Origin of the sequence: Sphingobium sp. B7D2B (assembly GCF_025961895.1) — a bacterium.
Classification (GTDB): Bacteria; Pseudomonadota; Alphaproteobacteria; order Sphingomonadales; family Sphingomonadaceae; genus Sphingobium.
In genome coordinates this window covers 2099977-2120139 of record NZ_JAOQOM010000001.1, presented here as the reverse complement: position 1 = coordinate 2120139, position 20163 = coordinate 2099977, and the positions used below count along the sequence as shown (strand labels likewise).

General features: G+C 64.3%; 23 protein-coding genes and 1 tRNA gene. 16 read left to right on the top strand and 8 right to left on the bottom strand.

Annotation, left to right across the window (positions count from 1 at the left end):
• The first annotated feature begins 3 nt into the window (after positions 1 to 3).
• The 5 genes from M2341_RS09700 to M2341_RS09680 are packed head-to-tail and all read left to right on the top strand — an operon-like array spanning position 4 to position 3227.
• Positions 4 to 450 carry a host attachment family protein gene (locus tag M2341_RS09700; RefSeq protein WP_264570351.1) on the top strand — a complete coding sequence of 149 codons (447 nt, stop codon included), beginning with the start codon at positions 4 to 6 and terminating at the stop codon, positions 448 to 450.
• Positions 451 to 492: 42 nt separating this feature from the next.
• Entirely contained in the window at positions 493 to 1860 is a 1368-nt protein-coding gene (radA, locus tag M2341_RS09695) for a DNA repair protein RadA (protein WP_264570350.1), read from the top strand.
• A 9-nt stretch (positions 1861 to 1869) separates the two neighbouring features.
• A complete protein-coding gene (locus M2341_RS09690; protein WP_181559718.1) occupies positions 1870 to 2445 on the top strand; it encodes a CvpA family protein in 576 nt (191 codons plus the stop codon).
• Positions 2446 to 2457: 12 nt separating this feature from the next.
• Complete coding sequence (locus M2341_RS09685) at positions 2458 to 2895, top strand: iron-sulfur cluster assembly scaffold protein (RefSeq protein WP_264585085.1); 438 nt, start codon at positions 2458 to 2460, stop codon at positions 2893 to 2895.
• Entirely contained in the window at positions 2892 to 3227 is a 336-nt protein-coding gene (locus tag M2341_RS09680) for a DUF423 domain-containing protein (RefSeq protein WP_264585084.1), read from the top strand. Before M2341_RS09685 ends, M2341_RS09680 begins: the two co-directional genes overlap by 4 nt.
• Before the next feature lie 16 nt (positions 3228 to 3243).
• Here M2341_RS09680 and aroB read toward each other — a convergent pair whose 3' ends face one another.
• Positions 3244 to 4341: a 3-dehydroquinate synthase gene (gene aroB / locus M2341_RS09675; protein ID WP_264585083.1), complete on the bottom strand. Its 1098-nt coding sequence runs from the start codon at positions 4339 to 4341 to the stop codon at positions 3244 to 3246.
• Entirely contained in the window at positions 4338 to 4892 is a 555-nt protein-coding gene (locus M2341_RS09670) for a shikimate kinase (protein WP_264585082.1), read from the bottom strand. Before M2341_RS09670 ends, aroB begins: the two co-directional genes overlap by 4 nt.
• Before the next feature lie 96 nt (positions 4893 to 4988).
• On the opposite strand from M2341_RS09670, the gene M2341_RS09665 reads away from it, so the two are divergent.
• The 5 genes from M2341_RS09665 to M2341_RS09645 all read left to right on the top strand — a co-directional run bounded on the left by M2341_RS09665 (position 4989) and on the right by M2341_RS09645 (position 10484).
• Complete coding sequence (locus tag M2341_RS09665) at positions 4989 to 5180, top strand: hypothetical protein (protein WP_181559713.1); 192 nt, start codon at positions 4989 to 4991, stop codon at positions 5178 to 5180.
• A gap of 42 nt (positions 5181 to 5222) precedes the next feature.
• Complete coding sequence (locus tag M2341_RS09660; protein WP_264586021.1) at positions 5223 to 7028, top strand: hypothetical protein; 1806 nt, start codon at positions 5223 to 5225, stop codon at positions 7026 to 7028.
• Positions 7028 to 7957, top strand: coding sequence for a tyrosine recombinase (locus M2341_RS09655; protein ID WP_264585081.1), 930 nt, complete (start codon positions 7028 to 7030; stop codon positions 7955 to 7957). Before M2341_RS09660 ends, M2341_RS09655 begins: the two co-directional genes overlap by 1 nt.
• Before the next feature lie 9 nt (positions 7958 to 7966).
• Positions 7967 to 8911, top strand: coding sequence for an acetyl-CoA carboxylase carboxyltransferase subunit alpha (locus M2341_RS09650; RefSeq protein ID WP_264585080.1), 945 nt, complete (start codon positions 7967 to 7969; stop codon positions 8909 to 8911).
• A 91-nt stretch (positions 8912 to 9002) separates the two neighbouring features.
• A complete protein-coding gene (locus M2341_RS09645; RefSeq protein WP_264585079.1) occupies positions 9003 to 10484 on the top strand; it encodes a M48 family metalloprotease in 1482 nt (493 codons plus the stop codon).
• Between the two features lie 96 nt (positions 10485 to 10580).
• Here M2341_RS09645 and M2341_RS09640 read toward each other — a convergent pair whose 3' ends face one another.
• Together M2341_RS09640 and M2341_RS09635 are read right to left on the bottom strand one after the other, a co-directional pair.
• The gene (locus tag M2341_RS09640) at positions 10581 to 10781 is read right to left on the bottom strand and encodes a Flp family type IVb pilin (protein ID WP_264585078.1); all 201 of its coding nucleotides are present in this window, start codon (positions 10779 to 10781) and stop codon (positions 10581 to 10583) included.
• 128 nt (positions 10782 to 10909) lie between these two features.
• The gene (locus tag M2341_RS09635) at positions 10910 to 11080 is read right to left on the bottom strand and encodes a Flp family type IVb pilin (RefSeq protein WP_264570342.1); all 171 of its coding nucleotides are present in this window, start codon (positions 11078 to 11080) and stop codon (positions 10910 to 10912) included.
• A 91-nt stretch (positions 11081 to 11171) separates the two neighbouring features.
• On the opposite strand from M2341_RS09635, the gene M2341_RS09630 reads away from it, so the two are divergent.
• Positions 11172 to 11582 carry a (deoxy)nucleoside triphosphate pyrophosphohydrolase gene (locus tag M2341_RS09630; protein ID WP_264585077.1) on the top strand — a complete coding sequence of 137 codons (411 nt, stop codon included), beginning with the start codon at positions 11172 to 11174 and terminating at the stop codon, positions 11580 to 11582.
• 3 nt (positions 11583 to 11585) lie between these two features.
• Here M2341_RS09630 and M2341_RS09625 read toward each other — a convergent pair whose 3' ends face one another.
• Positions 11586 to 12446, bottom strand: coding sequence for a class I SAM-dependent methyltransferase (locus tag M2341_RS09625; RefSeq protein ID WP_264585076.1), 861 nt, complete (start codon positions 12444 to 12446; stop codon positions 11586 to 11588).
• 43 nt (positions 12447 to 12489) lie between these two features.
• Between M2341_RS09625 and M2341_RS09620 the strand changes: the two genes are divergently transcribed.
• The 4 genes from M2341_RS09620 to M2341_RS09605 all read left to right on the top strand — a co-directional run bounded on the left by M2341_RS09620 (position 12490) and on the right by M2341_RS09605 (position 14888).
• Positions 12490 to 13248 (top strand): ComF family protein, encoded by a 759-nt coding sequence (locus tag M2341_RS09620; RefSeq protein ID WP_264585075.1) that lies wholly within the window; start codon positions 12490 to 12492, stop codon positions 13246 to 13248.
• 61 nt (positions 13249 to 13309) lie between these two features.
• On the top strand, positions 13310 to 13567 hold the full coding sequence (gene grxC, locus M2341_RS09615; protein WP_264575745.1) for a glutaredoxin 3: 258 nt from the start codon (positions 13310 to 13312) through the stop codon (positions 13565 to 13567).
• A 14-nt stretch (positions 13568 to 13581) separates the two neighbouring features.
• A complete protein-coding gene (locus M2341_RS09610; protein ID WP_264585074.1) occupies positions 13582 to 14406 on the top strand; it encodes a carbon-nitrogen hydrolase family protein in 825 nt (274 codons plus the stop codon).
• Positions 14403 to 14888: a DUF1178 family protein gene (locus tag M2341_RS09605; protein ID WP_264585073.1), complete on the top strand. Its 486-nt coding sequence runs from the start codon at positions 14403 to 14405 to the stop codon at positions 14886 to 14888. Before M2341_RS09610 ends, M2341_RS09605 begins: the two co-directional genes overlap by 4 nt.
• A 14-nt stretch (positions 14889 to 14902) precedes the next feature.
• Here the strand turns inward: M2341_RS09605 and M2341_RS09600 are convergent.
• Positions 14903 to 14979: transfer RNA gene (locus M2341_RS09600), tRNA-Arg, on the bottom strand.
• Between the two features lie 177 nt (positions 14980 to 15156).
• On the opposite strand from M2341_RS09600, the gene M2341_RS09595 reads away from it, so the two are divergent.
• On the top strand, positions 15157 to 15975 hold the full coding sequence (locus M2341_RS09595) for a WecB/TagA/CpsF family glycosyltransferase (protein ID WP_264572863.1): 819 nt from the start codon (positions 15157 to 15159) through the stop codon (positions 15973 to 15975).
• Positions 15976 to 16200: 225 nt separating this feature from the next.
• Here the strand turns inward: M2341_RS09595 and M2341_RS09590 are convergent, their stop codons facing one another.
• Both M2341_RS09590 and M2341_RS09585 read right to left on the bottom strand, forming a co-directional pair.
• Positions 16201 to 17781: a sulfatase gene (locus M2341_RS09590; protein WP_264585072.1), complete on the bottom strand. Its 1581-nt coding sequence runs from the start codon at positions 17779 to 17781 to the stop codon at positions 16201 to 16203.
• 70 nt (positions 17782 to 17851) lie between these two features.
• Entirely contained in the window at positions 17852 to 20152 is a 2301-nt protein-coding gene (locus tag M2341_RS09585) for an arylsulfatase (protein WP_264585071.1), read from the bottom strand.
• Positions 20153 to 20163 lie beyond the last annotated feature (11 nt).

The following is a 20163-nucleotide window of genomic DNA, read 5'->3' as shown; positions in this document are numbered from 1 at the left end:
ATGATGAAAGTTGCTCATGACGCGCTCGTGATGGTGGTCGATGGCAGCAAGATGCTGCTGTTCCGTAATGCTGGCGACGAGGAGTTTCTCAACCTTCAGGTCGAAGAAGCGGTGGAGCAGAAATCTGAGCAGGATCAGGATCTTTCGACCGATCGGCCCGGGCGCAGCTTCGCTTCGGCACCCAACAGCCAGGATCGCAGCGCGATGGAAGAAACCGACTTCAAGCAGCAGGCGGAGGATCGGTTCGCAGCGGATGCGGTCGCGCTGCTCAACAAGCGCGCCATGGAGGGCTCGTTCGATCAGCTTGTCATCGTCGCGGCACCGATCACCTTGGGCGAGATGCGCCGCCATTATCACAAGACGCTCAAGGATCGGCTCGCCGGCGAAATCGGCAAGACGCTCACCAGCCACCCGGTCGACGAGATCGAACAAATCCTCATGAAGAGCTGATCTCGCCTCTAGCGTTCCCTCTTCGTTCTGCTAAGAGGGCACATGGCGAAAGTAAAACGTCGATATGTGTGCCAGGCCTGCGGGGCGGTGGCGTCCCGCTGGCAAGGGCAGTGCGACGACTGCGGAGAATGGAACAGCCTCGTCGAGGAAGCACCGCCCACGGCGTTCTCTGCCAAGCACGATCTGCAGGCCGGCGGACAGGCGATCAATCTGATTGGCTTGGACGCGGATATCGCACTGCCCGAGCGGATGACCACCGGCCTGCCAGAGTTCGATCGCGCAGTCGGCGGCGGGCTGGTGGCCGGGTCCGCCAGTCTGATCGGCGGCGATCCGGGCATCGGCAAGTCCACCCTGCTGCTTCAAGCTGCGGCGCGAATGGCCAAAGCGGGGCGTCACGTCGTTTATGTGAGTGGCGAGGAAGCTGCCGATCAGGTCAGGCTGCGCGCCCGGCGGCTGGGGCTGGGCGATGCGCCGGTGCATCTCGCCAGCGCTACGTCGGTGCGGGATATTCTGACGACCTTGGGGCAGCGGGAAGAACCCGATCTGCTGATCATCGATTCGATCCAGACCATGCACAGCGACCTGATCGAAGGTGCGCCGGGCACCGTCAGTCAGGTGCGGGCGAGCGCGCAAGAGCTGATTCGCTTTGCCAAGCGGGGCGGGACCGCGCTCATTCTCGTCGGCCATGTCACCAAAGATGGGACCATCGCCGGTCCGCGCGTGCTGGAGCATATGGTGGACACCGTCCTCAGCTTCGAGGGCGAGCGCAGCCACCAGTATCGTATCCTGCGCGCGATCAAGAATCGCTTTGGCGGCACGGACGAGATCGGCGTGTTCGCAATGGTTGAGGAGGGACTGCAGGAAGTCGGCAACCCCTCGGCGCTGTTCCTCACGGACCGTGAAGAGCGCGTGGCGGGCACGGCCGTCTTCCCCGCGCTTGAAGGTACGCGGCCGGTTCTGGTGGAAGTGCAGGCGCTGACGGTGCGGCTGGCCAGTGGCGCGACCCCGCGCCGGGCCGTCGTGGGTTGGGATAGCGGCCGGCTGGCCATGGTGCTGGCCGTGCTCGAAGCCCGCTGCGGCTTGAGCTTTGCGACTTGCGAGGTCTATCTCAATGTCGCTGGCGGTTACCGCTTGCAGGACCCTGCCGCCGACCTTGCTGTCGCTGCCGCCCTGATCTCGGCGCTTTCCGAAAAACCCGTGCCGCATGATGCTGTGATGCTCGGGGAAATTGCACTGTCCGGCGAGTTGCGCCCGGTCGCCCATAGTGCGCTGCGCCTGCGGGAAGCTGCCAAGCTCGGCTTCGGGCGTGCCTTGTTGCCGGCATCCAGCGCGGCGCAGGCCAGTGGCATTTCGACGACCGGATTCCGCCGGCTCGGCGATCTTGTTGACCATCTGCTTGGGCGGGACTAGCCAGCCGGCATGACCGTGCTGGATTTTGCCGTTCTTCTGCTCATCGGTGGCCTGGCCGTGCGGGGCTTCCTGCGCGGTTTCGTGACCGAATCGCTATCGCTTGCGGCGCTGATCGGCGCCATCGTCGCGGTGCGGCTGTTCCACGCGCCGTTTACCGCTCTGCTCGATACCATCGTGGGGGCGGAATATGTGGCGGCGCTGCTGGCATTCGTCGCGGTGTTCGGCGTCGTCTTCATGCTGGGCACGCTGCTGGCGCGCTGGATCGGCGACAAGACCAAGACCTCGCTGCTCGGCCTGTTCGACCGGACGCTGGGCCTTGGTTTCGGTGCCATCAAGGGCCTGCTGGTGGCGACCATCGCCTTCGTGCTGTTCACGATCGGTTATGATGCTATCTACGGCGTTCAGACCAATCGGCCGGACTGGATGCGGCTGTCCCGGTCCTATCCGCTCCTGAGCGCGAGCGGCGCGGCGATGAGCGGTTGGATGGCGGAGAACAGCCGCCGCGGTGGCCTGCTCGGTATTCTTGAGGATGATGGCGCTGAGAGTAGCAACGCGAGTGGCGAGGACAGCAATGCCGCGCAGTGAAGGCACCGGCGCATGAGCAGCGCGCTCTACAGCATGGACGTGCTGCGCCGCGCTGCCGGCATTTCCGCCTATCCGCCGCTCGAGCAGGCTGATTTCGTCGAGGAGCGGCGCTCGCCGACCTGCGGCAGTCGTGTCTCGGTCAGCCTGCGGGTGGATGAGGCCGGCCGCATCACCGCCTTCGGGGTGGATGCCAAGGCTTGCGCGCTGGGGCAGGCCGCCTCGGCCATTCTCGCCGCGCAAGCTGTCGGCGCTGATCGGGCAACCATCGAGTCGGTGAGCGAGGCATGGCGGGGCTATCTGGCCGGGGAGCAGGATGCCCTGCCGGACTGGCCGGATCTCGCCTTGCTCGCGGCCGGTCGCGATTATCCCGCCCGGCACCCCTCAATGCGACTGGCATTCGAGGCCACGGTCGCCGCCCTTGCTCGCGCGCAAGGGGATACATCGTCATGATCGGCATGCTGGCCGCGCTGAGCGCCGCCTTGTCCATCGGCGCGTCGGCATTCGGCGCTCATGCGGCCAGCAGCCCGCAGGCCGCGGAGTGGTTGCGGACAGGTGGCGTCTATCAGCTTGTCCATGCCGTGGCGGTGATGGCGTTGCTGCGGCTGCCGGTCAGCAATGGTCCTTCATGGGCATTGCTGAGCGGCAGCGCCCTGTTCGCCGCCACGCTCTACGCCATGGCGCTGGGTGCGCCGCGCTGGCTCGGCGCGGTCACACCGATTGGCGGCGTGGTGATGATCCTGGGATGGCTCTGGCTGGCCTGGCAACTCGCGCGCGCCGACTGAGCAAGAACTGACTGGTTCAGGCGCCGTCGAGATAGGCGGCGACGTCCGCCAGATCGACATCCTTGGCGAGATAGGTCTTGCCGATGCCACGGGCGAGCAGGAAGGGCAGGGTGCCGCTGCTCATCTTCTTGTCATGCAGCATATGCTCGACGAGCCGCGCGCCGGACGCGGAGACACCCGCATCCGCCAGCGAGGCCGGCAGGCCGACGGCGCGCAGATGCGCGACGACCCGCTCTGCATCCTCGGGCGGGCATTCGCCCCGCCGCACGGAGTATCCAAAGGCCAGTGCCATACCCGCCGCGACACCCTCGCCATGCAGCAGTCGATCCGAAAAGCCGGTTTCCGCCTCCAGCGCATGGCCGAAGGTGTGGCCAAGGTTGAGCAGCGCCCGGCGACCGCTGGTCTCGCGCTCATCCTCGGCGACGATGGTGGCCTTGGCGGCGACGCTGCGGGCAATGGCGTGGGCGCGGGCCTCGGGGTCACCAGCCATCAGCGCCGTGCCGTTCGCCTCGCACCATGCGAAGAACTCGGCATCGTCGATCAGGCCATATTTCACCACCTCGGCATAGCCGGCGCGCACTTCGCGCGGGCCGAGCGTGTCGAGGGTGTCGGGGTCGATCAGCACGAGTGATGGCTGATGGAACGCGCCGAGCAGGTTCTTGCCTGCCCGGCTATTGATGGCGGTTTTGCCGCCGACCGAGCTATCCACCTGCGAGAGCAATGTGGTCGGGATCTGCACGAAGTTGCAGCCCCGCTTGACGATGGATGCCGCGAAGCCGACCAGATCGCCGATCACCCCGCCGCCTAGCGCGATCACATGGTCGCGCCGCTCGATGCCATGGGCGATCATCCGGTCGGTCAGGGCTTCGAGATGCTGCCAACTCTTGGTGGATTCGCCCGCCGGAAGCGTCACCAGCTCGGCTGACAGTCCAGCCCGCTCCAGCGCGGCCGCAAGGCGCGGCCATTGGGCCGTCGCAACATGCGTATCCGTCACGACTAGAAAGGGTCGGCTGCTGGCAAAGGGCGCCAGCGCCTCGCCCGCGCGCTCCATCAGCCCGGCTTCGATGCGGACATCATAGCTGCGCTCGCCAAGGAAAACGGGGACGGTGGTCATGGGTTGAGCGCTTTCACGATCTTGTCGATGGTCGCCTCATGCGGCGAGTCCGAGCTTTTGATGTGGATGGGGGCTTGCTGATAAAAGGGCGTGCGCGCCGCAGCGAGGCTCTTGAGCACTTCGCGCGGCTCACGGCCCTTCAGCAGGGGGCGGCCATCGCGCCGGGAAACACGGTCAACGAGAATGTCGATATCGGCATCCAGCCAGACGGCCGTGGCGTGCGCCAAGATCAGCGCCCGCGTCTCGTCATTGACGAAAGCGCCGCCACCGGTGGCGACAACCTTGGGCACGCCGTCGATCAGCCGCGCAATCACGCGCCGTTCGCCATCGCGAAAGGCCGGCTCGCCATAGGTGTCGAAGATTTCCTGAATGGTCATCCCGGCCGCCCGCTCGATCTCGTCGTCGGCATCGACAAAGGGCAGGTTTAGCCGGGCTGCGAGGCGACGGCCGATGGTGGACTTTCCCACGCCCATCAGGCCCACCAGGACGATGGATGGTCCTGCGGATGACCCTGTGATGGCCTCTTCGCGATATTTATCGTTTCGCCCCATGATCTGCGCGGCTATACAGCCGCCAACGTCTGAGGCAACGGCGTTCGAACGCCATCAGGCATATGTCACTGCAACGGTAAGGCCCGATCCCCCATCATGAAACTCAGCCGCCGCGACCCTTATCAACAGTCCTATCGCTCACGCCGTCCGCGCAATCCGCTGTCGCTGATCGGCGTCATTCTGTTGGTCGTCATCGTGCTGCTCCTCGTGCTGTCCTGGTGGAATGGCGCTGAACGACCCGTCACCGAGATCGAGCTGCCGGTTTCCGCCGAGCAACTTGCCGGTTAGGGCAGGGCAGTGCGAGGCAGACAGATTGGCTTGCTGGCGGGGATGAGCGCGCTGGCGCTCAGCATCCCCGTGCTGGCACAGAGCGGCCCTGAATCGCTGCTGCCGCCCGGATTTGGCGATGCTGCGCCGACGCCGTCCCCCAGCGGGCCGCAGCCGGCGACACCGCAGCCCACGCGGCCGGCCGCACCCGCGCCAACGCCGCTACTGCCACCCGGCGCGGTGATCGACCGCGCCGCCAATGCCATGGCAGCCGACGAGGCGGTGAACGAGACGGCTGCCGACGAAATCGCCGAGAAATACGATCTGCCCCCGTCCGCACGCCGGTCTCTCGACCGGATCGGTCCCCTCAAGGTGGCTCAGGGTGGCCTTGGCGAGAGTGCCTTCGGGCAACGCAATGGGCAGGCCCTTGCAGGCGTGATGCGCACGATGCGCGCGCCGATCATGTCTCGCTGGGCGAGCATTTTGATGCGCCGGGCGTTGCTTTCTCAGGTCTCCACGCCGTCGGACATCGGTGGTGCGGACTGGGCCGCCGAGCGCGCATGGCTGCTGCTGCGCATGGGTGAGGCGGATAATGCGCGCCTGCTGATCCAGCAGGTCGATGCCGATCAGTATAGCCGTCGGCTCTATTCCGTGGCGATGCAGGTGCAACTCGCTACCGCCGATCCCGCCGGCTTCTGCCCGCTGCTACCGCGCGCGCGGGATATGAGCGACGAGCCGGGCTGGTTCATGGCGCAGGCCATCTGCGCGTCGTTCTCGGCAGATCAGGGCACGGCGAGCGCATTGCTCAGCCAGGCGCAGCGGCGCGGCATCGCCCGGGGCATCGATTACCGGCTTGCCGAAAAGGTGGTCGGCGCCGGGCCGAACAGCCGCCGTTCGGTGAAGATCGAGTGGGATGGCGTGAGCCAGCTTACGACATGGCGCTATGGCTTGGCGACGGCAACCAATGTCGCCATTCCGCCCGCGCTGTTCCAGACAGCCGGGCCGCAGGTGCTCGCCTGGCAGGCTCGCGCGGCCAATCTGTCGCCGATGGATCGTCTTGCCGGCGTAGGAGTCGCCTCACAGCTGGGCGTCTTCTCGGGCGCGGCAACATTGGGCTTCTTCGCTGCCTTGGCCGAGGACGATTCCGCCGAGGCTACCGCGAATGATCGCGTCGACTGGTTGCGGACGGCCTATGGCTCGGGCGATACCGGCGCGCGAATTTCCGCGATGCGCGATTTCTGGCAGGCCCAGCCGTCAGGTGGCTGGAGTGCCGGGCCGGGCGGCGTTTACTATGGCGCTTTGCCCGCTGTCGCGCGCGCGGCTGCGGCGCTGCCGGTCTACGCCGAAGCAGGCGAGGATACGCCCTGGCTGATCGCTGCCATGCTTGCGGGCGGCTATGATCGCAGCGCGGCGCGCTGGCGCAGCGTGCTCGAGGGGCTGGATGGCGATGCGCAGCAACGCAGCTGGGCCCTGTTGGCGACCGGCCTGCCCGATGCAGCGGTGGACCTGTCCGCAAATCGTATCGCCGCATTTGTCGACGCCGATGAGGCAGAAGACAAGTTGCTTGGTCATAGCCTTGTCGCCGTGCTGGGTGGGCTCAATCGCTTGCCTGCGGGCGAGCGGGCGCAGCTTTTGCAGGATGCCGGGATCAACCTGTCCTCGCGGCGTCCATGGGTCCGGGCAATCGTTGCGGCGGCGGCACGCCGGGAACAGGGCACGGTAGCGCTGCTGGCGGGCGTCGGGATGCAGAGCCTCAATTGGCGCAACATGACGCCCGAGCAACTCTATTACATCATATCGAGCCTGAACGCTGTCGGTCTTGAGGCTTATGCACGGATGATCGGCGCCGAGGCGATGGCCCGGCTCTGATGGCCGGTGCGGACGAGCGCGAGTCGGTCGTCGGTTCGCGCGATGCCACGCTGATCAGCCGCTATCTCACCATGATGGCGGCCGAGCGCGGCGCCTCGCGCAACACATTGCTCGCCTATCGAACCGATCTCGAAGACGCCGCGGTGCGCTGCCAGGGGTTGGCACATGCGGACGCTACCCGGCTCACCTCGCTGGCTGCATCATGGCGAGATCTCGCGACATCGACGGTCGCGCGCAAACTTTCGGCGCTACGAGGTTTCTTCGCTTTTCTAGAGGCAGAGGCGGTCCGGGCTGACAATCCCGCCGCGAGTCTGGCAAGGCCCAGCCTGCAGCGTCCGCTCCCCAAAATACTGTCTCATCAGGATGTCGATGCGATTTTTGCGGTCATCGCCGAACGGATTGCGCGCGTGCCGGTCAATCCGCTCGACCTACGGCTCGCGGCGCTGATCGAGTTGCTCTACGGTTCCGGGCTGCGTGCGACCGAACTGGTTTCGTTGCCCGCCAAGGCCATGGCGACCGATCGCCCCTTTCTCATCCTGCGGGGTAAGGGCGGGCGCGAGCGGCTCGTGCCGATCTCCGACCGGGCGCGCGCGGCCGTGGCCGCTTGGCGGGCGCATGTGCCGGAGGACAGTGCCTGGCTCTTCCCATCAGGCAAATCCTATTTGAGCCGCGTGCGCCTCTTCCAGCTGGTGCGCGCTTTGGCCGCCGAGGCTGGTATCGATCCGGCGCGGGTCAGCCCGCATGTGCTACGTCATGCCTTCGCGACCCATCTGCTGGAAGGGGGCGCAGACCTGCGCGCACTGCAGGCGATGCTGGGCCACGCCGACATCGCGACCACCCAGATTTATACCCATGTGGACGCCGCGCGACTGGTCGCCCTCGTTAACGCACGCCATCCGCTCGTTGACCTCAAGCGACGCGGCGTATAGCGCGCGAGCATGATCAGTTATCTCGACTTTGAGAAGCCGGTAGCGGCACTCCAGGCCCGGATCGACGAATTGCGCGAGACGGCGGACAATGATTCCATCGATATCGATGCGGAGGTCGAAAAGCTGCAGCAGCGCTCGACGGCGATGCTCGGGGATCTCTACGCGCGGTTGACGCCTTGGCAGAAGACGCAGGTCGCGCGCCATGCGCAGCGGCCGCACTTCCGCGATTTCGTCGAGGGCATGTGCAGCGACTTCATGCCGCTCGCCGGCGACCGCGCCTTTGCCGACGATCAGGCCATTCAGGGCGGCTTTGCGACCATCGAGGGCCGCAAGGTGATGCTGATCGGCCATGAGAAGGGCAATGATACCGCCAGCCGGGTGAAGCATAATTTCGGCATGGGCATGCCGGATGGCTATCGCAAGGCGATCCGCCTGATGCAGCTGGCCGATCGTTTCGGCCTGCCCGTGGTAACGCTGGTCGACACCTCAGGCGCCTTTCCGGGTGTGCAGGCCGAAGAACGCGGTCAGGCCGAGGCAATCGCGCGTGCCACCGAGGCCTGCCTCACGCTCGGCGTACCGCTGGTGGCGGCCGTGGTCGGCGAGGGCGGATCGGGCGGCGCCGTGGCGCTGGCGTCTGCCAACCGCGTGCTGATGTTCGAACATGCGATCTATTCTGTGATCTCGCCTGAGGGCTGTGCATCCATCCTCTGGCGGACTGCCGACAAGGCGGCCGACGCGGCGCAGGCGATGCAGGTCACCGCGCAGCAGCTCGCCGGCCTGGGGGTGATCGACCGGATCGTTCCGGAGCCGGTGGGCGGCGCTCATCGCGCACCCGACTCGGCCATCGGGAGCCTCAAGGGTGCGATCCTGGAAGAGCTTGGTGCCCTCGCCAGCGAAGATTCGAATGCCCTGCGCACGCAGCGAGCGCAGAAGTTTCTGGCCATGGGCGCCTGACAACGGGAACAGCCCAAGGCGATTTGCATTCCCTCAACGTCTGTCTATTTTCGGTTCGTCGCAAAATAGACCTGAATGAGAAGGGGAGGCCATGGGCCGCAAATATCTGATGCTGTGGTTGAGCGGCGCCCTCGTGGCAGGCTGCGCAACCACGCAATCGAGCGAGGCACAGCAGGGCGGTATCCGCACCGCGACCTCGATGAGCCAGTCCGAGCGCCAGCAGGGCGCGAAGGCACACCCGGAGCTTCTGGCGGAATTCGGCGGGGTCTATAATGGTCCGCAGGCCACCTATGTGACCAGCGTCGGCAAGCGCATCGCGGTTCAGTCGAGCCTGTCGAACCAGCAGAATGATTTTACGATCAGCCTGCTCAATTCATCAGTGAACAACGCGTTCGCGATCCCCGGCGGCTATGTCTATGTAACTCGCCAGTTGCTGGCACTCATGAATGACGAAGCCGAGCTGGCGGGCGTCCTTGGCCACGAAGTCGGCCACGTGGCAGCCCAGCACGGCCAGCGCCGCCAGAGCGCAGCCACCCGCAACTCGATCCTCGGCGTGCTGGGGCAGGTGCTGGTTGGCGCTGTCGCGGGCGACTCCGGGCTGGGCCAGCTCCTGCAACGCGGCATCGGCACGGGCACGCAATTGCTGACCCTCAAATTCTCCCGGTCGCAGGAATATGAGGCGGACGATCTTGGCATCCGCTATCTCGCGAGCGCGGGCTACGACCCCAAGGCGCTGTCCTCCATGCTCGCCTCGCTAGCCGCGCAGAACACGCTGGATGGGCAGGTGCGCGGTCAGGGCACGGCGGTGCCCGAATGGGCCAGCACACACCCCGATCCCGCCTCCCGCGTGCGCCGCGCGCTCACCAATGCGCAGGCGACACGCTCGACGAACACGCTGCGCAACCGCGACGTGTTTCTCAGTCAACTGGGCGGCATGATTTATGGTGACGATCCCAAGGATGGGATCGTGCAGGGCAATCAGTTCCTGCATCCGGTGATGAAGCTCAAGTTCACGGCGCCCCAGGGTTTCTCGATCCAGAACGGCGCTAGCGCCGTGGCGGTTGTCGGCCAATCCGGCCAGGCGCAATTCTCGATGGCGCAGTTCAATGGCAATCTCGACGGCTACGTCCAGTCGGTCTTCAATCAGCTGGCAGGGCAGGGACAGGCGCCGGATATCCGCGTCCAGCGCACCACCATCAACGGCCTGCCGGTCGCTTCAGGGTCGGCCAGCATGGCCAACAGCCAGGGGACACGGCTCGACGTGACGGTGGTTGCCTATCAGTTCGGCCCGTCGACGGCCTATCACTTCATTACGGTCACGCCTGCGGGGCGGGGACTGGGATCGCTCTCCACGCTGATCAACTCCGTGACGCGCATGACGGACAAGGAGGCGGCGGCGATCAAGCCGCGTCGCTTGCAACTGGTGACGGTGCGTCAGGGCGATACGGTACAAACGCTCGCTAGCCGCATGGCGTTTGACGATTACAAGGTCGAGCGGTTTCTGGTGCTGAATGGATTGTCGTCCAACACCGCCTTGTCCGCAGGCAGCCGTGTCAAGATCGTCACCTACTGAGCAGGCAAGCTGTATCGGGAACGTAACAAAAACGGGCGACAACCTGTCGGTTGTCGCCCGTTCTGTTGAGGGAGTCGTCGAAACTACCTCGAAGGATTATGCGGGGGTGTTAGCTGCAGGGGTGGTCGCTGCTGGCTTATCAAGCTTCTCAGATACACCATTAAACGTGTTGCCGAGGCTTCCGCCAATGGCGCTCATGCCCGCGATGGCGGCGACGGCGATCAGGGCAGCGATCAGGCCATATTCGATGGCGGTCGCGCCCTTGTCGTTCTTGAACAAATTGCGAAGGGTCTTCATAGGATGTCTCCTCAATTCCTTGGTATCAATCACACCCGGCCACTGAATGGGGTCAGCAAGCAGGCTACCGATACGGCGGATTGATTTCCAAATTCCTAACCTAGGGCCCAGTTGTAAAAAAATGGTGGTTAATGGCTGGTCACTTCGTTCGATACTTCATTCCAGGTACGGGTCGTCGATGAACCCAGGTGCGATACGCCTGTGACGAGCGCCAGCACGATCAGCGAGAGGATCAACCCATATTCGACGGCGGTGGCGCCTTTTTGGGATGCGAGAAGGCTGTGGATGAAGGCCCGCACGAGGGTTTTCCTGAAAGCAGATGTCGGTCCAACGCGGTGTAAAGCGCAAGCTGTTAACAATTTGTAGGATTATTGCCCGAGCATGACCGGAATGAACCAAAGCAAACCGCCACTGGTCGTCGTCGCCGCGGCGCTGGTGGATGGGCAAGGCCGGGTGTTCGTGCAGCAGCGCCCGCATGACAAGGCCATGGGCGGCTTGTGGGAGTTTCCCGGCGGCAAGGTCGAGCCCGATGAAACCCCCGAAGTAGCGCTGATCCGCGAGCTGCGCGAAGAACTCACGATCGAGACTGAAACCGCCTGCCTCGCGCCGGCGAGCTTTGCGACCGGCATGATCGGCGAGCGACCGCTGCTGCTTCTGCTATACGTCTGCCGCAAATGGCAGGGCGTCGTTCAGCCGACAGAAGCGCCGGACAGCCGCTGGCTCCACACCAACCAGTTGTTTGCGCTCGACATGCCCCCCGCCGATGCACCGCTCGTGGCGATGCTGGACGCGCTGCTCTAGCGACTAGGTCTCGGTGGCGCGGGAGGGGCGCAGCGCCTCCGCCAGCGACACCGTGGCGCTGCCACGCCTTGCAGGGCGAGGCTGGTCGGGATCGGGCGCCCATCCGCTGCCATGCAGGACTACGAAGCGTTCCCGCGTCCGCCCATCCGGGTCAGCGGCCTGCGCGAAGTGCGCCGCTGCCAGCGACAGCCCTGCGCGCGTCAGCGGCGGCGGCGGCGAGGCGAGGCACTGCGCCGCGCCCATGCCGCGCAGGTCCGCCATCAGACCGAAGATCGAGCCATAGCGGACATCCAAATTGTCGCTATCCGCCACCGGCATGGTGAAGCCGGCGCGGGACAGCAGATCGCCGAGCGCGCGGACGTCGATCTGCGGATGGATGCGCTGGGCAGGCCGCTCCCCGTCAGCCGCCAGCAGCGCCGCCTTGAGCCGCGCCAGCGATCCCGCGCCGATTATCGTCAGCAGCAGCAATCCATCGGGGCGCAACGCGCGGCGCAGCGCAATCAGGGCGCCCGGCAGATCGTTGATCGTATCGAGCGTGCCGCAGCACAGGATGAGGTCGAAGCTTTCCGGCGGGTAGGGGAGGGCATCCTCCCGAAGAATGTCGCCACCGCAGGCCTGCGCGAACCGCGCGCCGGGATCGGCTGCTGTTACCGAGCAACCCCGCGCGGCGAGGGCATCGACCAGGCGGCGGTCCGGGCAGCCGATGACGAGTGCGGACTCGAAGGCGCGCGTCACGTCGTCCAGTCGCTCCAGCATGGCGTCGGCCATCGCGGCGTAAAGAAAGTCATGCGCTGCGAAATTGCCGGCGGCGCGGTCGCGGCGCTGGGCCCGCAAAGCCTCGTTGAAGATCACCGGGACAGTCATGGCCGGGCTTGTGCCGACTCCCGCTGCGTGGAACAAGCCGCTTATGGCCGTTCGGACGATTTTGCAGGCTGCACTCGCGCCTCTGCTCGATTATGCGCTGCCGCCACGATGCCCCGGCTGCGGCGTCGTGGTCGACGCGGTGGGGACGTTCTGCGCGGACTGTTGGCTGTCCATCGATTTTATCGGCGAGCCGATCTGCGCGACATGCGGGGTCGACCTTCCGAGTCCGCTCGGCGGGGACATGACGTGCGGGGCCTGCCTATCCGTGCCGCCGCCCTATGATCGCGTGCGCGCCCTCATGACCTATGGCGAGATTGCACGAACCGTGGCCCATCGCCTGAAATACGGGCGGCGGCTCAGCCTCGCGCGGGTCATGGCGGAGCATATGACGCGACTGGTCGCGCAAGACGAAGCCGCAGGATCAGCCGATCCACCCCTCTTCCTGCCCGTCCCGCTGCATCGCTGGCGACTCTGGTCACGCGGATTCAATCAGTCCGCGCTGATTGCCCGCCATATCGCCCGCCGGACCGGCGGCGTGCTGGAGCCGGAGCTTTTGCACCGCGTGAAGGCCACGCCGCCGCTCCATTTGCTGAGCCGGCGGGAGCGACAAAAGATCGTGAAAGGCGCCTTCGCGCTCGCCCCCGGAGCGGCGGCGCGTTTGGCGGGCCGCCATGTGATCCTGATCGACGATATCTGGACGACCGGGGCCACCGCGAGCGCCTGCGCGCGCGTGCTGCGGTCTGCGGGCGCGCGGCGGATCGAGGTGCTGTGCTGGACGCGGGTGGGCATGGGCGAACATTGACATTCGTTTCCATGCGCACGACATCCGGTCTTGAGACTTATCACAAGGGAAACAGCCACGCATGGCGCATGTCGAAATCTACACGCGAGCCTTTTGCGGATATTGCGCGCGGGCAACGGCGCTGCTGCGGGAGAAAGGCGTCGACTTCGAGGAATATGATCTGACCATGGGCGGCGAGAAGCGCGCCGAGATGATCGAGCGCGCCAATGGCCGCGCCACCTTTCCGCAAATCTTCATCGACGGCCAGCATATTGGCGGCAGCGATGATCTGATGGCGCTCGAACGGAGCGGCAAGCTCGACTCGTTGCTGAACGCCTGACCCGGGCCATCGTCGTGCGTGTCGCCATTTTGCAGATGAATGCCGGCATTGATCCGGCCCGCAATCGCGAGACACTGGTCACGGCGGTGCACGATGCAGCGGCCGGCGGCGCAGCCATGCTGTTCACGCCGGAAATGAGCGGCCTGCTCGATCAGGATCGCACCCGATCAGAAGCCGCGCTGGCGACCGAGGATGAGGACGAGACGCTCCGCGCTGTCCGGGAGGCCGCGCAGGCTTCGGGCTTGTGGGTGCATCTCGGATCGCTGGCTCTGCGCGATCCGGAAACTGGCAAACGTTTCAACCGCGGCTTTGTCATCGACGCCGCCGGCGATATCCGCGCGCGCTATGACAAGATCCACCTGTTCGACGTTGATCTGCCGAGCGGCGAGCGCTGGCGCGAGTCCAGCGTGTACCAGAGCGGCCACGAGGCGGTTCTGGTGCAAACGCCGTGGGGCGGGATCGGCCTCACGATCTGTTACGACCTGCGCTTTCCTGACCTTTTCCGTGCGCTGAGCAATGCCGGGGCGGACATCATCTCGGTGCCCGCCGCCTTCACCGTGCCGACGGGCGAGGCGCACTGGCATGTGCTGCTGCGTGCCCGCGCCATAGAATCCGCCGCCTTCGTCATTGCGAGCGCCCAATGCGGGCTGCATGAGGATGGTCGGCGGACCTACGGGCACAGTCTGGTCATCGACCCTTGGGGCACTATACTGCTCGATGCGGGGGAGGCGCCGGGACTGTATTTCGCGGATCTTGACCTTGATCGCATTGCCGAGGTCCGCTCGAAAATCCCGGTACTGGCTCATAGAAAGTCTATTCAGGACGTTGTTTTCTCGTGATTTCCTTCGATCTTAAATGCGGCCACGATCATGTCTTCGAAGTGTGGTTCCGGTCATCCGCAGACTATGAAACCCAGCGGGGAGGGGGGCTTCTCCTGTGCCCCACCTGCGGGGATGACAGGATCGAGAAAGCGGTGATGGCCCCCGCCGTGGCGGCCAAAGGCAACCAGAAAGCATCGTCTGGCACGGATCTCGCCATGCCCGAGGGCGCGGGTGCCGTTCCAGTTATGTCCAAGGCGGATGCTGAGCGGATCGGTGCGTTGATGACAGCGCTGGCCCAAGCTCAGTCAGAAATGATCGGACAATCTGAATGGGTTGGCGAACGTTTTGCGGACAAGGCCCGCGCGATGCATTATGGCGAAACGGAGAGCCGCTTGATCCATGGGACGGCCAACGTCAGGGAAACCCGCGAGATGCTGGAAGAGGGGCTGCCCGTCGCCCCCTTGCTGATTCCGATCGCCCCGCCCGATCAGGTCAACTGATCGGCGCTGGAGGGTGGTGCGCCCGACAGGATTCGAACCTGTGGCCCCCAGATTAGGAATCTGATGCTCTATCCTGCTGAGCTACGGGCGCCCACTGCCCGAGTATGACCGTGAAGCGCGCCCGTCAATGCGGGAAGCTGTCAGGACCGCGCATGAGCGCCCAACGAAGGCGGCCCTCGCAAAACCGTTATGCTCTACGATTAACCATTTCAAACCCAATATCCATCTATAAGAGGAAACTCCCTCAGATCCCCGAATGCGGAACAGAATGACGGATATCCGGACAATCCAGCGCTCCAATGGCCAAACGTGGCGCAAAGTCAGGCTGCTGAACATCTGGCTCGATGACCTGTCAGTCGAAGAAATTGTCGCCAATCTGGATGACGATGTTCTCTTCACCGCCAATGTCGATCACCTGTATCAGCTCCAGCGCAATGCCGCCTTCCGCGAAGCCTATTCGGCCGCGACCGTCATCTCTTGCGACAGCAAATATGTGAAGGCTGGCGTGGTCTTCACTGGTCGAGGCCCGATGAAGAAAGCATGCGGCTCGGACATCGTGCCGGCATACTGGCGCCACCATGCCGACAATCCCGAGGTCACGATGTTCCTGCTCGGCGCGAAGCCGGGCGTCGCTCAGGCGGCCCAGGAGCGGATCAATCGCTTGGCCGGGCGCCAAATCGTCGTGGGCGCGCATGGTCCGTCCATGAATTTCGTCGACGACCCAGCCGAGTGCGACGCAGCGATCGACATGATCAACCGCTCAGGCGCGACATGCCTGGTGGTGGGCTTGGGGGCCCCGAAGCAGGAAATCTGGATCAGTCGCCACAAACACCGCATGCCAGGTGTCAAGCTTTTCATGGGCGTAGGCGCCACAATTGACTACGAAGCGCAAGTCGTGAAGCGCGCGCCGGTATGGATGCGCAAGCTCGGTCTCGAATGGTTTCACCGCGTCGTATCCGACCCACGACGCTACGCCATGCGCTACGCCCGCAATCTGGAATTTTTCTGGCTGATCACGAAGGACAGGTTAGGGCGATATAACGGGGCGGGTATCGGTGGTCGTAATGATCAACCCACTGCTGGCTGACGGCATAGATTTAACATAATATATATTATCGAACTTGTGCCAAGGCGGTGGGGTTCGCTTCACGAGTTGGTACGCTCTGCCCCCACGCGCGCCGGGACGATCTGAACTGATCCGTTCCATTCCGTCATGCCCGCGTGTCGGGCGTCCGCTCGCTCCAAGCGGTTTCGGACAAGTGCGGTAACGTGCAGGACGAAATTCTGTCATCCTGCACGCCTGCCAAAATTATCAGGATCCGCCCTGACAGGATATGTTCAGTCCCTTCATGCTCCCGTCGAACAGGCTGCCGACCTCGGCTTTGGATATCGGAAACTCTTCCAGCGGGTCGTTCGTGAGGTCGTAATAAGCGCAGGAGGGATTGCCCGTTTCTGACTTGATATACAGCAGCTTATAGCGCTTGTTGCGGATGGCGACCTGCCGCTCCCTGTCTTTCAGAGGGATTACGGTTTCGGATATGATGAAGTCTTTCTCCTCGTCACGGACGCTGTCCTTTCCGTCGAAGAGGACAGGCGCGAGAGACACCGAGTCCAGCGGAATCATGTCCCCGGCGCGATTGGGAACCTGCTGCGGCTTGGCCACATGCGCCAGATCGAGGACGGTCGAGTAGATATCGACGACGTGAGTCAGCGCATCGCTATAGCCCGGCGTGATGTCCGGCCCCAGCATCACCAGCGGAACGCGCATGCCACTTTCATAACCGGTGCCCTTGGCCCTGCCCTTGGCCGTCAGGTACATATTGTCGATGAAATCGACCGCCGGGCGGCCATACATGGGCGTGCCGTTATCGCCCAGAATGATCACATAGGTTTCCGGGCTGAGCTTCTTGAGCTCCTTGAGGAATATCCCGAGGACCGTATCGGTCGAATTGACCCAGGACCGGTTCAGGGCCGGCGGGGAGCAGTTGCCGAGCTCGGTGGTGCCGAACTTTCCGCCACACGCCTCAATCTCGGCGCGAGACTTGGCATCGAGCGTATCTGCGTTCGGCACGAAGGATGGCTGCGGTCCTGCCGTGATATGGACCATGTTGAAGGCGAGCCAGGCGAACCACGGCTTGTCGGGCGCTTCAGCCTGGTTGCGCTTGATCCAGTTGAGCGTGTCGGCGGCCCGCACGACCGGCTCGAAACTGGTCGGCGCGATGCCTGGCAGTGAGCGGACCGGCGCCGGCTCGGTTCGCCATTCCGAGTCAGGGCTGGCAGAATCCTGCACTTGATAATCATGATGCCAGTAGTCGGTGATCGCCCCGTTTAGATTGCCTTCGAACAGCGCGAAACCGGCTTCCTTGGGCTTCAGGCCGGGATATTGGTTAAGGCCAGCCATGTGCCATTTGCCGAACACCGCGGATGTGTAGCCGGCGGCCTGCAGATCCTCCACGAAGGAATGCTGCGTTTGCGACAGCCAGTCCTCATAATCCCGCAGGCCCGTGTTGTGGGCATAGAGGCCCGTGAGCATGGATGCGCGGGTCGGTGAGCAGAAGGGCTGCGCCCAGGCGTTGGTGAAAGTGCGCCCCTCCCCCGCCAGACGATCGAGAACCGGCGTGGAGGCCGGACGCCCCTTGATCGCGCGGTAATTGGGATGATTGAGCCCGGACGGTCCGTACTGCGCCACGAGACGATCGATCATTCCAGGATACATGTCGGACACCGCGTCAACGCCCACATCGTCCAGGATGACGAGGACGATGTTCGGTCGGGCCTTGGGCGCATCTTCGGTTCGCGCGACGCCGGGTTGTGCCCACAGCATCAGCGAGAGGCCCAGCGCGCTTGTGGTGGCCTTGAAAGCGGCTGCCGAGACTTTGACGAATGTTTTCATGCGCTTGTTATCCTAGATTCGGCCAGGATAAGGGAGGCGGCAGCTGGCCGCGCGCCCCCTCCCTCTCAGTTCACTTGGCTGATTTCTCGAAGGTGACGCGGTCGATCGCGAGTTCGGACATGACCGGCTCGGCCATGTTCTCCAGCAGGGTGCGGACATTGTACCGGCCAATCACACCGCTGCCCCGCAGCGGATAATAAACTGCGACGTCCTGCGACTGCACCACCTTGCCATCTACGATCATGGCGATCGTCGCGGCGCGGGGGCCGACCTTGGGCGCGGCCGTGACCGAGATGCTGACATCATGCCGCCCAACGGAGACTGGCTCGCCCTCCAGCCGCACACGTTCGGCTTCCCGCCCGCTCGGGTTGTAGAGATAGGTGGGGCGACCATCCTGCATGATCAGTCCCCCGCCCCCGGCCTCATCGCCGATGATCACGATTGGCCCTTTCGCATTCGTGCTCGCGGTGGTGATCGCGGCGCGCATGGTCCAGTCCATGGCGAGGGCCGGGAACGTCCCCTGCGGATAACGGGTTGGCCCAGGATAATAAGTGAACTGGTTGCGACCATCGACGAGCGAGGGCCGCTTCCCCGCCCCCACACGCCCGATCAGGTCAGCCTGGATCGGATTGACCTGATAGCGCCGTGCTGCCTCCTCAAAATCCTTCTGCAATTCGGCCAGCTTCTGGGGATGCTGAGCGGCCAAATCGCGCGACTGCGAGTAATCCTGCGTGAGGTTGTAGAGCTCCCACTTGAACGTCGACGGGTCCAGCGGGGTGGTAGACCGGTCGAAGGGCGCGCGGGGCGGCGTGGTCGAGGCCAGCCAGCCGTCCTTGTAATAGGAGCGATTGCCCAGCATCTCGAAATATTGCGCGCGGCGGGTGGAGGGCGCGGTCGCATTGCCAAAGCTGTAGACCATGCTGACGCCATCGATCGGCTGCTGCACCACGCCATCTACCTCCGTCGGCGGCACGACGCCCGCTGCCTCATAGATCGTCGGCGCGATATCGATCACATGGTGGAACTGGCTACGGACCCGCCCGGTCGCCTTGATGCGCTGGGGCCAGCTGATGACCAGCCCATCGCGCAAGCCGCCGAGATGCGAGGCGATCTGCTTGCCCCAGGGAAAGGGGGCGTTCTGCGCCCATGCCCAGCCGGCATTGTAGTTCGAGTAGCTATGCGGGGTTCCGTTCTGGTCCGATGTTTCGATCAGTTCCGCTTCGGTCGGCTCGATCCCGATGAGGCTCTGCAACTCCTGCACCGCGCCGCGCCGGCTATCCATGCTGGCGCCATTGTCCCCCTGCAGATAGATGATCATGGTGTTGTCGAGCTGGCCGTTGGCCTCGATCTCGCGGATCACCCGGCCAAGCTGGTCATCGAAATATGCGAGCTGCGCGGCCGCCACCTCCATCTGATGGGCATAGGTCCGCTTGGCTTCCGGACTGAGGCTGTCCCAGGCCGGCACCGCATCGGGCCGAGGCGTCAGAACCGCATTGGCCGGGATCGTGCCTGACTGCTTCTGCCGGTCGAAGATCTGCTGACGCATCACATCCCAGCCCATGTCGAACCGCCCCTTGAAACGCGCGATCCATTCTGCCGGCGCCTGATGCGGGGAGTGCATGGTGCCGGGGGAAAGATAGACGAAGAAAGGATTGTCGGGCTTCTGGCTCCACTTCACTCGCAACCAGTCCACCAGATGGTTGGTCATGTCCTTGTCGAAAATGTAATCGCCATCCTTGGGAGGCTCGATGGCGTTGCGGTTCTCGATCAGCTCGGGGCGAAACTGGTCGCTGGCGGCGGCATTGAAGCCATAGAAATAGTCAAAGCCCATCCCGTTCGGCCAGCGATCGAAGGGGCCCATGGGCCCGGTCTCCCAGACCGGTGTATTGTGGTTCTTGCCGAAGAACGCCGTGTCATAGCCATTGTCGCGCAGCACGCGCGCGATGGTCGCCGCGCTTTTAGGCATGACAGAGGTATAGCCCGGCTCATCGATGGCGACATTGGTGATCGAGCCCGACGCGACGGCATGGGCATTCCGGCCCGTGAGGAGAGCCGCGCGGGTGGGCGAGCACATCGCGGTCGTGTGGAACTCATTGTACCGCAGCCCCCGCTTGGCAAGGGCGTCGAATGTGGGCGTCGGGATCAGGCCGCCGAAGGTGCTCGCGGACCCGAAGCCTACATCGTCGGTCATGATCAGCAGCACATTCGGCGCGCCCTTGGGGGCGCTCGGTGCCTTGGGATAATAGCGCCATTCCGGCGCTTGCGTGCGGTCTGCGGGCTCTTTCGCCATCGCTGTGCCGGCGTGGGCCAGAACCAGGAGCGAGAGCGCCGTCGATCCTGCGATGCGGGCGATACGGGATTTCATGGGCATGATCGGTCTTT

Excerpts from the sequence above, each read along its gene's own strand:
- M2341_RS09650 (WP_264585080.1), top strand. The coding sequence starts at position 7,967 with ATGATCAGTTATCTCGACTTTGAGAAGCCGGTAGCGGCACTCCAGGCC.
- M2341_RS09625 (WP_264585076.1), bottom strand. The coding sequence starts at position 12,446 with ATGACTGTCCCGGTGATCTTCAACGAGGCTTTGCGGGCCCAGCGCCGC.
- M2341_RS09655 (WP_264585081.1), top strand. The coding sequence starts at position 7,028 with ATGGCCGGTGCGGACGAGCGCGAGTCGGTCGTCGGTTCGCGCGATGCC.
- M2341_RS09690 (WP_181559718.1), top strand. The coding sequence starts at position 1,870 with ATGACCGTGCTGGATTTTGCCGTTCTTCTGCTCATCGGTGGCCTGGCC.
- M2341_RS09630 (WP_264585077.1), top strand. The coding sequence starts at position 11,172 with ATGAACCAAAGCAAACCGCCACTGGTCGTCGTCGCCGCGGCGCTGGTG.
- M2341_RS09590 (WP_264585072.1), bottom strand. The coding sequence starts at position 17,781 with ATGAAAACATTCGTCAAAGTCTCGGCAGCCGCTTTCAAGGCCACCACA.
- M2341_RS09595 (WP_264572863.1), top strand. The coding sequence starts at position 15,157 with ATGACGGATATCCGGACAATCCAGCGCTCCAATGGCCAAACGTGGCGC.
- M2341_RS09620 (WP_264585075.1), top strand. The coding sequence starts at position 12,490 with ATGGCCGTTCGGACGATTTTGCAGGCTGCACTCGCGCCTCTGCTCGAT.
- M2341_RS09660 (WP_264586021.1), top strand. The coding sequence starts at position 5,223 with ATGAGCGCGCTGGCGCTCAGCATCCCCGTGCTGGCACAGAGCGGCCCT.
- M2341_RS09645 (WP_264585079.1), top strand. The coding sequence starts at position 9,003 with ATGGGCCGCAAATATCTGATGCTGTGGTTGAGCGGCGCCCTCGTGGCA.
- M2341_RS09665 (WP_181559713.1), top strand. The coding sequence starts at position 4,989 with ATGAAACTCAGCCGCCGCGACCCTTATCAACAGTCCTATCGCTCACGC.
- M2341_RS09585 (WP_264585071.1), bottom strand. The coding sequence starts at position 20,152 with ATGCCCATGAAATCCCGTATCGCCCGCATCGCAGGATCGACGGCGCTC.
- M2341_RS09700 (WP_264570351.1), top strand. The coding sequence starts at position 4 with ATGAAAGTTGCTCATGACGCGCTCGTGATGGTGGTCGATGGCAGCAAG.
- M2341_RS09640 (WP_264585078.1), bottom strand. The coding sequence starts at position 10,781 with ATGAAGACCCTTCGCAATTTGTTCAAGAACGACAAGGGCGCGACCGCC.
- aroB (WP_264585083.1), bottom strand. The coding sequence starts at position 4,341 with ATGACCACCGTCCCCGTTTTCCTTGGCGAGCGCAGCTATGATGTCCGC.
- M2341_RS09685 (WP_264585085.1), top strand. The coding sequence starts at position 2,458 with ATGAGCAGCGCGCTCTACAGCATGGACGTGCTGCGCCGCGCTGCCGGC.
- grxC (WP_264575745.1), top strand. The coding sequence starts at position 13,310 with ATGGCGCATGTCGAAATCTACACGCGAGCCTTTTGCGGATATTGCGCG.
- M2341_RS09670 (WP_264585082.1), bottom strand. The coding sequence starts at position 4,892 with ATGGGGCGAAACGATAAATATCGCGAAGAGGCCATCACAGGGTCATCC.
- M2341_RS09680 (WP_264585084.1), top strand. The coding sequence starts at position 2,892 with ATGATCGGCATGCTGGCCGCGCTGAGCGCCGCCTTGTCCATCGGCGCG.
- radA (WP_264570350.1), top strand. The coding sequence starts at position 493 with ATGGCGAAAGTAAAACGTCGATATGTGTGCCAGGCCTGCGGGGCGGTG.